Origin of the sequence: Pseudomonas sp. Z4-20, assembly GCF_051131955.1 — a bacterium.
GTDB classification, from domain to species: Bacteria; Pseudomonadota; Gammaproteobacteria; order Pseudomonadales; family Pseudomonadaceae; genus Aquipseudomonas; species Aquipseudomonas marvdashtae.
In genome coordinates this window covers 3,112,173-3,126,516 of sequence record NZ_CP071641.1, presented here as the reverse complement: position 1 = coordinate 3,126,516, position 14,344 = coordinate 3,112,173, and the positions used below count along the sequence as shown (strand labels likewise).

The window sequence follows — 14,344 nt, the reverse complement described above, 5'->3', positions numbered from 1 at the left end:
CATCCGTCCGACATGTACGGCGCGCCAAGCTACGGCCCACGGGGGAGGGCATGCCATGGCGTTTCGCTCCTGCCGCGAAAGCTGGGCGAAATGTCAGGAAGGTGTCGGTAACTCCCGAGAATATTTAGGAAAAACAGCACCGAACACCCGAGATTTTTTCCTTTCTCTGTCACCGGAAGTTGAGAGCTTCTACGCCGTGGCCACCCCTTTAAAAGAGCGCTGGAAATCTGCTCGGGGCAGCGGTCGCGATGAGAAGCACAAGCGAACTACCAACGTCCAGACACGATGAAAGGAGATTCTTCATGTTCAAGCGCAACGTTCTTGCTGTTTCCATGGCCGTCGCCGGCCTTTGCTCCGCCCAGGCCATGGCCGCTGTCGTCGGTGGCGGTGCCACTCTGCCGCAGAACCTGTACGGCGTGCCTCCAACCGGTGGCGTCGCGGCTCCCGTCGGCATCCTCAACGGCCCTGCGCCACAACCGGCCTTCGCCAACTACGTGGGCGTGGGCAGCGGCGGCGGCAAGTCCGCTTTCCTGACCAACAACTCCGACGTGCTGGTCTGGAACCTGGACGGCAACTCGGCCACCGCCCTGGAAAAGGTCTACGTTCCGGCCGTGAGCGTTGACTACGCCGGTAGCGACTCGATCCTGTCCAGCGCTGAACTGACCACCTATCGCGCCGCTCACCAGTCGCCCGCCGTGCCGACCGGCAACGCCGCCAACTGGGGTCCGATCATCCAGATTCCTGCCGAAGCCACTTCGGTCACCGTTCCATACAAACTCACGTTGGCCAACGGCACCGCCGTCAACAACCTGAACCTGACCAGCGCCCAGTTGTGCAACATTTTCTCGGGTACTGTCACCACTTGGAACCAGGTCAACAGCGCTTATCCAACCACCCCGATCAAGGTCTACTACCGCGCCGGCAGCAGCGGCACCAGCGAGATCTTCACCCGTCACTTGAACAGCCAGTGCCCGACCAGGTTCACCACCAACGGCACCTTCACCACAGCCGTCGGCACCGTTCCGGCAAACGCCACTGCCGTGTCCGGCAGCACTGCGATGGCCAGCACCGTGCTTTCCACCGAAGGCGCCATCGGCTACGTCGGTCCGGAAGACGTCAACGCCAGCAGCAACGCCGTGGTCGCTCGCGTCAACGGCAACCTGCCCACCGTCGGCAACGTGACGACCGCCCTGAGCACCATCGCTCCGCCAGCCGCTGCTGATCGCGGCCTGCCGGAAAACTGGGCCAAGGTCCTGCCTAACCCGACGACGGGCTACAGCATCGTTGGCTACACCTTCATGGTGTTCAACCAGTGCTACAAAGACAGCACCGACACCTCAGCCGTACGTGACTTCATCGGTCGCCACTACACCCTGTCCGATGCCAACAACAACGACGATGAAATCATCGCCGCCAAGCTGATTCCAATCACCGACACTTGGAAAACGGCCATTCGCAGCACCTTCTGGACCGCCACCAACTCGCTGTCGGTGGGTAACACCACTGCTTGCAACGGCATTGGTCGTCCGCAATAAGCCCTGATCAGGGTCCGCTTCATGAACCGGCAACAGCCTCGCGCTGTTGCCGGTTTTTCGTTTCAGACAACCGCCCGGCAGATGAACATTGCATGACAAAAGTTCGGTCGCGATGGCGTCAACCTGCCTTGGGATTAGTCATTTGCGCGCCTCGTCCAGAGGGCGCTACCGAATTCGCCCTGCGTAAAAAGGATCCGTAGTGATGCGTCGCCGCCCACAGAAAGCCACTCGCCGTAATGCTGAATCCACCGCTGTGCTGTGCCTCAAGCCCTTGGCCCAGGCCATTGCCTTGTTACTGCTGGCCAACCCCGCGTACGCAGCGACCAGTTTCAGTTCGGCCTGGTTCGCGGCCAAGGGCGCGGCTCCGGCGGGCCCGGCCAGCCCCAGCGCGCCGCGCCCTGGAACGCCTCCACCGCTGGCGCAGCAGCAACGGGTGCAGCAGCAGTTGGGCCGTTCGCTGGCGAACATGAACAGCACGGTGGCGGCGATTGCGGCCAGCCAGGCTGCCCAGGCGGCTGGGCGTGCGGCGACCTTTGGCGCACCGCAAACCATCCATAACGGTTTGGGTGGCAATGGCCTGAACGCGGTGATTGGTCCGGACGGCAAGCCGCTGTTCGTCAACGCCAATGGCCCGGTACAGACCGATGCCAATGGCAAGGTCGTGGTGACCGTCAAGCAGACCGCCGACAAGGCAATCCTCAACTGGGACACGTTCAATATCGGCCGTGACACCACCCTGGCGTTTCAACAGGACGCCAGTTGGGCGGCGTTGAATAAAGTCAACAACAGCACCGCGCCGAGCCAGATCCAGGGCCAGATCAAGGCCGACGGCACGGTGATGATCCTCAACAGCAACGGTGTAGTGTTCAGCGGCAGCAGCCAGGTCAACGTGCGTAACCTGGTGGCGGCCGCCACGGATTTCAGCGACGAGCAATTCAAGACCGGTGGCCTCTACAACGCCAGCGCCGCAAGTTTCACCAACGCCCAAGGCGCGATTCGGGTGGAAAAGGGCGCGCAGATTTCCACGGCCGCCCCAAGCAAATCGACCGCCGGTGGCGGCTATGTGTTGTTGCTGGGCAAGACCGTCGACAATGCCGGCACCATCAGTACCCAGCGCGGACAAACCGTGCTGGCGGCCGGTGACAGCTTCACGATCAAAAAGGGCTTCGCCAGCGACGGCAACTCGACTTCAACCACCCGCGGCAATGAGGTCATCGCCCATCAACTAGGCGGCACGGGCGCCGGGCAGGTGAGCAACACGGGGCTGCTAATGGCGGCCAGCGGCGACGTGACCCTGACCGGCAACCAGGTGCGGCAAAACGGCGTGGCCGTCGCCAGCACCTCGGCGGACACCCGTGGCACGCTGCATCTGACCGCGCGCGGTAGCGAGGCCAACGTGACCCTGGGCGAAGGCAGCACCACGGCGATCCTGTTGGATGCCAGCGCCACGGCCCTGGACAGTCAGCGCGACAGCTTGTTGAAACCAGTCGTCAGCCAGGACGGCAAGGTGATCCCCGCCGACACCTACCGCCGCGACCTGTCGCTGGTGCGGATCGACAGCGCCGGCAGCGTCGACTTCCAGAAAGGCTCGATCACCCTCGCCACCGGCGGCCAGGTCGCGGTGAATGCCGGCACCCGCAGCCTGGTGCGCGACGGCGCGGTGATCGATGTGTCCGGCGCCACCGGGGTCAAGGTGGCGATGGAAGCGAACAGCATCAAGGTCAACATCCAGGGCAACGAGCAGCGTGATGCCGCCGGCAACCGTGATGAAGGTGCGTTGAATAACAACGATGTGTGGGTGGATACCCGCGAGCTGGTGTTCGTGCCGGCCGGCACCAACGGCTACGCCACCGATCGCTGGTACACCGCCGGTGGCTTGCTGGAAGTCAGCGGCTACCTCGGCACCCAGGGCCATAGCGCCGCCGAATGGATGGCCCAGGGCGGTACCGTGAGTTTTACCGGTAATGACTTGGTCACTCAGGCTGGCTCGCAGATCAATATGTCCGGCGGCACGCTGGACGTGCAAAGCGGCACGATCAAGCAAACCTGGCTCAGAGGCGCCGATGGCCGCTTGTATGAACTCAACAGTGCGCCCGGCGACAGGCTCTATACCGGCCTCTACAAAGGCTACGAAGACCATACCCAGCGCTGGGGGCAAACGAACTATTACTACAATCCCCTGATCGCCCCGCGCTCGCGCCAAGAAGCGGGCTACACCATTGGCCGCGACGCCGGCACGCTGGTGATTGGTACACGAAATGCGGTGCTCGAAGGCACACTCGCCAGCGACACCTTCCAGGGTGATCGCCAGACCCGCGCCGCCCAGGCCGGCCTGGATGGCTACCAGCAGTCGCAAAAAGCCGTGGCCCGGGGTGGGCAACTGGTGGTCGGCGCGTACGTGCCGTTCTACGTGAAGGAAAGCGGCACCGTGGAATATGCCCTTGGCGCCACGGCCGATACGCTAAAAAACGTCGTCATCGGCAAAGGCGCCGCAGGCGTTGCCAATGGCATCGACCTCGGCAGTGCCTTGCCGACGGATCGCCAGGGGAGGTTGTACCTGGACAGCAACCAGCTCAGCGGCTTCAAGCTGGGTGCGATCAAAGTAGCCGCCAGCGAAGGCATCAATGTCGAGGGGGCGTTGCAGGTAGCCCCGGCCGGCACCATCAGTCTGTTTGGCCCGAAAGTGGCCGTGAATGCTGACATCACCGCCCACGGCGGCGTCATTCAGGTGGGCAGGGATTTCGTTCAGGTCGATGGCTCGATGCCGGTGGCCGGCGCTTCCTCGATCACCGTGGGCAAAGGGGTGCGCCTGGACGCCAGTGGACTGTGGAGCAATCTGCAACTGGACCCTGCCGACATCAGCGCCTTGCCCTACCAGAACGGTGGCAGCATTGCCCTGAAGACCGGCGGCGCCCTCGTGCTGGGCGCCGGCAGTGTGCTGGATGTTTCTTCCGGCGCGGCCTTGCTCAATTCGGGCAAGTTGCAGGGCGGCAAGGGCGGCGATGTCAGCCTGAGCACCGTCACTGGGGAATTGAGCCTGGGCGGTGAGTTGCGTGGCCAGGGTGTAAAGGGCGGCGGCACCTTGCAATTTCATGCCGGTAAAGTGCTGATCAGCGACACCGCGACCTCGGCGGCGGGCACTTTGTTGCTCGATGGCGGTTTCTTCAAGAAAGGCTTTTCCGCCTACGACATCATTGGCAACGATGGCCTGGAGGTTGCCGAGGGCACCCGAGTCGACGTCACGTTGCCGGTGTATCGCCAAGGCCCGGCCGCCGCTGGGCTCGCCACCGGTGGTGCGCCTGGCAGCGCGCTGGAAACCTGGACGCCGCCGCTGTACCTCGAAGATGCCGCCAAGGGCGTGCTGACCCAACGCCAGGGCGCCGGCCTGTCGCTGCAAGCCGGCAGCCAGAATACCCGCCCAGGGAACGTTGCCACCGCGGACCTGCTGGTGGGCAAGTCGGCCGTGCTGAACGTCGATCCCGGGCAGGCGATCCGCTTGAGTGGGATCGGCCAAATCACCGTGGACGGCACATTGAATGCCTGGGGCGGTTCGATCACGGTCGGCTCCGCGCCTGGGCCGCAAGCGGCGGTCATACCGCCCAGTGACAACTTCAAGTCGATCTGGATCGGCGAGAACGCGGTCCTGGACGTAGCCGCTCGCGCCGCCACCGCCACGGGTGCCAGGGGCAACCCATACGGTTTCGTGCGTAACGGCGGAAGTATCGTCATCGGTGGTGAGATTGACCATGCGACGGGCGACGGTGGCGGTATCGGTAAATTCATCGTGGTGCGCGAAGGCGCGTTGCTCGACGCTTCGGGTGCCCAGGCGGTGCTGGATGACGCGGGGCAACGCCTTGTGGTTGCCAGCCATGGCGGCGACATCAGTTTTGGCTCGACCAGTGGGCTTTACCTGGACGGTCAGTTCAAGGCCGCCGCCGGCGGCGCCGGCGCGGCGGGCGGAAGCTTGTCGGTCGGGCTAGGGGCGACGGTTTATTTGAACAGCTCGGAATTGCCGGACAACCAGCGCAAGACCCGCGAACTGGTGATCGAGCAACACCGTTCCGCGACGGGCATGGCCGTCGGTAGCGCTCCCGAACAGGGCGCCGCCCTGTTGGAACACGGCTATGCACGGCTTGCGGTGGATCAGGTCGAGGCCGGCGGATTTGATACGTTGTCCCTCTTCAGTACCGGTCTGCTGACCTTCGATGGCAATGTCAACCTGACGATGGCCAATGCGCTTCAGCTCTACGCGGGTGCGTACGGCATGGCGGAGACAGCGGCGGCGGACTCGGTGGTCAAACTGCGCGGCCACTATGTGCGCTTGGCCGGCGCGCAAGATAGTACGACCGCCGGGGCGGACAACAGCAGCACCGGCATAGGGCTGGCGCCTTCGGCACAACCTGCTGCGGGAAAATTGCAGCTGACAGCGACCGGGCTCCTTGATATTCGCGACGCGGTGAGAATCGGTGGCAGCGGAACCCTGACGATGTCCCAAGGTGAAATTCGACAGGTCGACCGTCGCGGCTTTGCAGATCTGCAGCTCAACAGTCAGGGTGACATTCGGATGGCAAGCAGCCAGACCGATCATAAAATGTTACTCCGAACCCCTGGCGTCCTGGGCCTCACCGCCGCGCAGATCTACCCCGGCACCGGTGTGCAAGGGACACTGACTGCCAAGCGAATAGACATAGGCCGCAATGGCTCGGCGATCCCTTCGGTGCCTTACTCCGCGTTCGGCGAGTTGCGACTCGAAGCGGATGTCATCAATCAGGGCGGCATTCTGCGGGCGCCCTTGGGCAACCTGATCATCGGCCAGACGGTGCTGGAAACGGCGTCGCGTCCCGGCAGTGACGTGAACCTTTTGCCAGGCAGCCTGACCTCCGTCAGCGGCGCGGGGCTCGTCATGCCCTATGGCGGAACAGCGGATGGCAAATCCTACGTGTTCGATGGCGTGACGCTCGACAAGAGCCTGCTGCGGCCAGCCCTGAATGGCGTGCCAGGCAAGATCGATCTGGTGGGCGAGACCATGGACGTCGCGGCGGGAGCCGTGGTTGATGTGTCCGGCGGCGGTGAATTGACCGGCGCCGGTTTCATCTCGGGGCGTGGCGGCTCCACTGACGCGCGCTTCAACCCCTTGGTGCAGTTCGGCCCGGACGGTTTCCTGTTACCGGCACTGAGCAGCAACCCGGTCTACGCCATCGTTCCTGGCGTACAGACCGGCTATGCGCCCGTGGGCGGTGAAGCCGGCGCCGTCGCCCCCTTGGCCGGCCAACAGATTACCCTCGGTGCCGGCGTCCCCGGCTTGCCGGCCGGCACCTATACCTTGCTGCCCTCGACCTACGCGCTGCTGCCGGGTGCGTTTCGCATCGAGGTCAACGGCCTGGCCGGGCAGGGCGGGGTGGTGCCGACCCAGGCCATGCGTAACGGCTCCTGGGCAACGGCCGGTACCCTCGGCATTGCCGGCACCGGCGTACGCGACAGTCTGGCGAGCCAGGTGATCGTCACCGCGGCCGATACGCTGCGCCGCTATTCGCAGTACAACGAGACCAGCTTCAGTCAGTTCGCCCTGGCGGATGCCGCGCGCCTGGGCGTGCCCGCCGTCCTGCTGCCCCGGGATGCCAAGGCGTTCAACGTCACGTTCGAGCGCAACCAGAGTGACCAACCGAGCTTCAGTTTTGCCGGCAAACTGCTGAGCAAAGCAGCCAAAGAGGGTCGCGGCAGCACCACCTCACTCACGTTGGTCAGGGCCGGGGACCTGGAAATCATCAAGGCTGGACAGGTAGCCAACGCCGGATTGAACGGTGTAACCCTGACCGACGATGCGGTGAATGCCATCGGCGCCAGCAGCCTGTTCATCGGCGGTTATGCCTTGGCCCGCTATGGCCAGGGCGGTAACTTCCTTGAGTTCGGAAATGGCAATGGCTCCGTCGCCAAGACCCAAAACATCACCTTGCGCAGCGGCGCGACCTTGCGGGCGCCTGAAGTATTCCTGGTGACGTCGAGTCCGAAGGGCGGGATCACCGTGGAGCAAGGCGCGTCGATCAATACCCTGGGCATGGGCGCCGTGGCCCGTGACTCGCACGATGGCTATATCTATAGCCCCGGTCGCAACAGCGTGCTGGCCGTGTCCAATGGCTACCTGAACATGCTGGCGCCTTCAGCGCCTAACCCGCAGGAGCCAGATAGTGCCCCCGGCAGTATCCGCATCGGTGTATGCGATGGCGTCTGCACGGGCACCACCCGCCTGTATTCCGAGGGCACCATCGCCTCAGCCACGGACAATCGCTTCGAGCTGACGGATGCCGTGCGCTTTGGCACCCGTAACCTGACACTGGCGGTCGGCGGCATCAACGTCGGCAATGCCGACACCCTGGCTGACCTGGCGTCGCGCAATCTGTTGCCCAATGGCCTGACGCTCAACCAGCAGGTGCTTGACCGCCTGTTGCTCGGCGATACCAGCGCCGGCGCGCCGGCGCTCGAAACCCTGGTGCTGGGCGCTCGCGATTCGCTGAATTTCTATGGCAACGCCAGCCTCGATACCTTTGACGCGGCGACCGGCAAATCACGGCTCAAGGAGTTGGTGCTCACCACGCCCGCCATCTACGGCAAGGGCGAGGCGGGTGAAACCGCACGAATCCGCACCCGCGAGCTGATCTGGAACGGTGCGCAAAACGAGGCCGCCAGCATCGTGCGCGACAGTGCCGGTACCGGCGCGGGCAACCTGCAAATCGACGCCGAACGCATCGGTTTTGGCTATGCCCCGACCACCGAGCCCAAGGTGGTCAAGGCCTATGACCGACTGGCACTGGGATTTGCCAACGTCGATCTCAACGCCAGCGAACGCATCACCGCCAACCATAAGGGTGGCCTGCTGGTTTATCAGCGTCAGGGTGAATACATCACGGGCAAGGGCTTCCAGTACAGCGGCGGCAACTTGAACATCCTCACGCCGTTGATGACCGGCGAGGCCGGGTCGGTCAACCGGATCACCGCGGGCGGCAATATCCGTGTCAGCGCTCCGGCGGGCAGTCGCCTGCCGGTGGCCGGCGCCGATAGCTTGGGCGCCGAGCTGGCGTTGAACGGCAAGAATGTGCGGGTCGAAGGCACCGTGGTGCTACCCAGCGGCAAGCTGACCCTCAGCGCCGAGGATGAATTGACCCTCACCGATGCCGCGCGCCTCGACCTGGCCGGACGCAAAATCACCTTCAACGATGTCAGCAAGTATAGTTGGGGCGGTGACCTGATCCTCGAAAGCCGCAACGGCAATATCCGCCAGGCCGCCGGCTCGGTGATCGATCTCTCCGCCGTGAACAACCAGGCCGGCACCCTCAAGGCCACCGCACTGGCGGCGGCCGCCGGCAAGGTCGACCTGGCGGGCAGCGTGCTGGGCAGCAGCAGCGGTTACTACGATGCGGGCGGCACCGCCGTGCCCTACAAGGCCGGCAACGTGGACATTCGCGCCCAACGCCTGGGCGATGGCAGCCTGAGCGATGAGTTTGCCGCCCTCAACCAGCGCCTGAACCAGGGCCAGGTATTCGGCGGGCGCAGCTTCCAGCTCAAGCAGGGTGACCTGGTGATCGGCGATGGCCTCAAGGCCGGCGTGGTCAACGTGTCGGTGGACGGCGGCAAACTCACCGTCAATGGCACCGTGGACGCCAGCGGCGAGCGCGTGGGTTCCATCCGCCTGGCCGGCAAGCAAGGCTTGACCCTTGGCGGCAACGCCGTGCTCGATGCCCATGGCCGCGTGCTGCGGGTCGACAGCTACGGCCAGATCATCGATTCGCCGAACCGCGCCATGGTTGAGCTCAGTTCCGGAGATGGCCTGCTGACGCTGGCCGGTGGCGCGCGCATCGATTTGCGCCATGGCACCGCCGCTACGGTCGGCCACGACGGCAAGGCCCGTGGCACCCTGGAGCTGAATGCGCCACGCCTGGGCGGCGCCACGGCCGGCGACATCGCCATCGACGCCAGCGGCAACCTGAACATCCAGGGCGCCAAGCTGATCGCGCTCAATGGCGTGCAACGCTACGACGATGCCGCCTACGGCACCGACCCGGCGGCCAGTGGCCGGCCGTACCAAGTCATCAATCAGGATTACCTCAACGGTATCCATGACGACAACCGCGACTTTATCGACAATGTCTTGAACAACAATGCCTTACGCTACGGCAAGCTGGCGGGCCTCAACAATGCCGCCTATCGCAACGCTTTCCATCTGCGCCCCGGCGTCGAAATCGTCAGTGCCACCGCCGACGGCGATCTGGTGGTGCAGGGCGACCTGGACCTCTCCGGTTACCGCTACGCCAGCCTCAACCCACTGACGCCAAAGACTGGCGTGTACGGTTCCGGCGAAGTCGGCAGCCTGGTGCTGCGCGCTGGTGGCGACCTTAGCGTATATGGCAGCATCAACGACGGTTTTGCGCCTCCGCCGGCAACGCCGGATGACGATGGCTGGGTGCTGACGCCCGGCAAGGTGATGTTCAACGGTGATTTGATCGTGCCGCGAGCGGGCATTGAATTGCAGGACGGCACCACGTTCCTGTCCGGCGCGACCCTCAACTACGACCTGCCGCTGCAAGCCGTTACCCTGGCTGCGGGTACCCGCCTGCCCGTGGACGGCGAGTTGGCCGAAGCGATTTCACTGCCTGCCGGCACGGTGTTGGCGGCAGATATCCGTTATAGCGATGGCCGTGTGGCCTATGCCGCCGGTACACGCCTGACGGCCGATCTGACCGTGGCTCAAGGGATGGTCCTTGGAGGTGGTTCGGTGTTGATCGGCGATACCACTTTGACCGGGTTGGTCTGGCCAAAAGGTGTGGCCCTGCCCAGCCGTCCGGCAAGTTCGGTGACAGTGAACAGCCCTAGCACCGTGGTTCAGGCGGGCGCACTGCTCTTGCCTTTGGGCGCGCTGATACCCGCGGGTACCGACGTGAAGCTGGCCGCAGGCGTGGAAAAAATCAATCTGCGCGGCGGCGATGGCAAGGGCCGTAACTGGGCGGTAGCCCCGATGTTGGCCGAGGGCTCGCAGTCCTGGTCGTTGCGTGCCGTGGCTGGCGCCGATTTGCAGGCCGCTGATACCCGCCTGGCCAATCCTTATGCCGAGCATGGACGCTTCACGGTGGCCGACACTCACTATGGGATGCTGGCGAAGGCGGGTGGCTTGGTGTTGACCGATCAAGCCTCGCTCGACTATTACGGTGACTTGAGCTACTCCGGGCGGCCTGTCGCCGAGTTGGCTGACCTCTACGGCATAAGCGTCGACGAGTTCTGCGGGCAGGGGGCAGGGCTCTGTGTCGCTGCGGGGCGGACGCTGACCGAGCAAGCCTCGCTCGACTATTTCGGTGACCTGACTTATGTCGGGCGGCCGGTGGCGGAACTGGCGGACCTGTATGGCATGTCCGAGGACGAATTCTGTTCGCAAGCGCCCGGGTTATGCATCGGTGGGAGCGTTTACACCTACGTGGTGGGCACCAGCAGCTTCAGTGTTCTTCGTACCGGTACCGGCGATCTGGACCTGATCAGCGCGGGTGATTTCAGCATGCAATCGCTGTTTGGCATTTATACCGCGGGCACGTCGTCCTTGAGTCTGGCTGACTCGGCGGGCTACAACCTTGCGCGAGGCGTCTCGCTGAATAAAACCGGCCTGCCGACTGACTCGATTCTGGGGAACGGTGACAGCCCTTATGAGCGCTTGGTGGATGGCGGCGCAGACAGCCGATATCGCGCATGGTATCCAGACCATGGCGGTAACCTGCTGCTGTCGGTGGGCGGCGATTTGGCCGGTGACATCGTCGGCAGAAAACAAAGTACGCTCGTGACAGAAGATGCACCGCAGATGGAGAGCTCGGGGGTTGGGAATTGGTTGTGGCGCCAGGGCGATGGTGACGGTACGCCTACCGCCTGGTGGATTAACTTCGGCACTTATGTGCCCCATGGCACCGATCCGGTATTGAACGGTTTTACCGGTATCGGCACCTTGGGTGGCGGCAACGTGGATGTGCGAGTCGCAGGCGACGCGGGTATGTTGGCCCCCCGTGGAGAGCGAGGTGAGCAGAGCGCCAGTCGCAGCCAGGGGATCGTCTTGGCGGTCGGCTCGACCGGGCGCATGGTAGACGGTCAATTGAAGTTGACCGGTGGAGGTGACCTATTGCTGGCTATCGGCGGGGCCCTCAACCCTTCATTGGAGGCAAGGGCGTTTCTCGACTATGCTGGCCAGCCGGTAGATTCGCGCCATGACCTGAATGGCAGCTTTACGAACCTGCGAGGTTCGCTAAGGGCCAGTGCCGGTTCGTTTGGCGGCATGGAACTGATCAGCGGTCCGAATAAGAGTTCGCAGGATCCCCGAGAGATACGTGCCTACAACCCGTATGACGCAACGATGGCTAGCGCGACCGGTGGAGTGCTGCTGGTACCCGGTGACGCCACCGCCAGTCTGAATACCCGAGGCAATCTCGTGCTAGGCGCCGCGGTGGACCCGGGCCGTGCGCCTACACGAGCCGCCCAATCGGTGGATCTTGGCGGTGGGATCAAAGGCCCCGGATATTCCTGGTTCAGCCTGTGGACCGACCATACCGCTATCGATCTGTTTGCCGCCGGAGGGCACCTTACGCCTTCGACCCAAGGCGCAGAGCTTTCGGCTGGCGTCAATACCGCCACGCCTCGTAGCGGCATGGACTATTCGCAAACCGACGGGCGTTTCGTCTATCCGTCGATTTTGCGGGTAGCCGCGCCCTCAGGCAGCCTGTATTACGGGCCCTCATCACGTGGGGTAGGGGGCTTTGTGACCCCCTATTCCTTGATCCTGGCGCCTGGAAACCAGGCGCAGCTGGAGTTTCTCGCTGGGGATTCGATTTATGCGGGAGGCTACGCAATATCACCCACCCGTGCTCCGGCAAGCAGCCTGACGACCCCAGACAATCCTGCGTTCTATTACAAGGACAAATCGGGCGGGCTGCATGGCGATCTGGAAGGGGCGAGTGCAAGGAGTATCGGAATGGGCTTGTTCGCGTTTGGCGGTACCGGTGCAGACGGAAATTATCGAGGAGCCAATCAGCCAGTGCGCTTCTATGCGGTCACTGGCGATATCGTGGGTTTGCGCACGGGCGAAATGATTGCCTTCAGTTCCGGCCCAAGGGCTGGCGAGACGTGGTACGAGGGCGCCAGTCCCGCATGGATTATGGCGGGGCGGGATATCGTTAACAGTGGTGACATTGCGGGCACTTCACTGACGCAGTTTGAAAGCTCGCCCACCAGCACCGGCAACCTGTTCGTCCACGACGACCCCACCGACATCTCCGTTGTCTCCGCCGGCCGGGACATTCTCTACAGCACTTTCAATGTCGCCGGCCCCGGTACGCTGGAGATCAACGCCGGACGCAATATCCTGATGGAAGACCAGGCCGCGGTGACCAGCCTCGGTCCGGTGAAGTCCGGTGACAACCGCCCCGGCGCAAGCATCGTGATGCAAGCCGGCGTGGGCGCTGCCGGGCCGGATTACTTGGGCTTCGTGCGCCAATACCTGGATCCGGCCAACCTGGCGGACACTGGTGTCGGCCTGGCTCAACAGCCGGGCAAGGTGGCGAAAACCTATGAGGTCGAGTTGGCGGCCTGGCTGGCGTCGCGGTATGGCTTCAGCGGTGAGGCCGATCAGGCGCAGGCTTATTTCGCCGCGTTGCCGGCCGAGCAGCAGCGGGTGTTTGCTCGCGAGGTGTACTTCGCCGAACTGCGTGCCGGTGGTCGCGAGTACAACAACGCCAGCAGTCCTCGTTCCGGTAGCTACCTGCGCGGTCGCAACGCCATCGCCGCGCTGTTCCCGACCCACGACGTGGCCGGCAACCCGCTGGCTTACCAGGGCGATATCACGATGTTCGGCGGCGCCGGGGTGCACACCAACTTTGGTGGCGATATCCAGATGCTGACGCCTGGCGGGCAGCAGGTTTTTGGTATCGAAGGCGAAGCGCCACCGTCCAGTGCCGGGGTCATCACCCAAGGGGTTGGCGACATCCAGTTGTTCAGCAACGGCAGCGTGTTGCTGGGACAAAGCCGGATCATGACCACCTTTGGCGGCGACATCCTCGCCTGGTCCGCGACAGGGGATATCAACGCCGGTCGCGGTTCGAAAACCACCCTGGTGTACACACCGCCCAAGCGTGTCTACGACAATTGGGGCAACGTCACCCTGTCGCCGTCGGTGCCGAGCACTGGCGCCGGTATCGCCACGCTCAACCCTATTGCGGAGGTCGCACCGGGCGATATCGACCTGCTCGCGCCGCTCGGCACCATCGACGCGGGAGAGGCGGGTATCCGGGTCTCGGGCAATATCAACATCGCCGCCTTGCACGTGGTGAACGCGGCCAACATCCAGGTGCAAGGCAAGTCCAACGGCGTGCCGGTCAGCGCAGTGGTCAACACCGGCGCGCTGACCAACGCCAGTTCCGCCGCGGCGTCGGCCAGTGACGCGGCGGAAGGCGTGGCTCGCGAGCAACAGGCCGCCTCGCGCAACCGCATGCCGTCGGTGTTCAGCGTGCAGGTCCTGGGTTTTGGCAACGAGCGCCTGGCACCGTCACAGGAAGGCGCCAGCCGGGCACCGGATCATGAACCGAACAACAGCGTGCGGGTATTGGGCGCCGGACGGTTGGACGACCAGGCGCGTAATCAGTTGACCCCGGAGGAACAACGCAACCTGACGCTCTAACAACCGTCAACAAAGCTTGAGGGCGACAGGCAACTGTCGCCCTTTTTCATGGGTGCTCGGTCGCTGTCGGTAACCGTTCATGAAGATTCGATGACAAAAGTTCGGTAGTGGCAGG

At 63.7% G+C, this 14,344-nt stretch carries 3 protein-coding genes; all 3 read left to right on the top strand.

The window, feature by feature from the left end:
* The first annotated feature begins 55 nt into the window (after positions 1–55).
* The 3 genes from J3P82_RS14100 (at position 56) to J3P82_RS14090 (ending at position 14,229) form a co-directional block, all read left to right on the top strand.
* Positions 56–289, top strand: coding sequence for a hypothetical protein (locus J3P82_RS14100; RefSeq protein WP_434557387.1), 234 nt, complete (start codon positions 56–58; stop codon positions 287–289).
* A gap of 13 nt (positions 290–302) precedes the next feature.
* On the top strand, positions 303–1,535 hold the full coding sequence (locus J3P82_RS14095; protein WP_434557386.1) for a substrate-binding domain-containing protein: 1,233 nt from the start codon (positions 303–305) through the stop codon (positions 1,533–1,535).
* Positions 1,536–1,737: 202 nt separating this feature from the next.
* A complete protein-coding gene (locus J3P82_RS14090) occupies positions 1,738–14,229 on the top strand; it encodes a filamentous haemagglutinin family protein (protein WP_434557385.1) in 12,492 nt (4,163 codons plus the stop codon).
* Positions 14,230–14,344 lie beyond the last annotated feature (115 nt).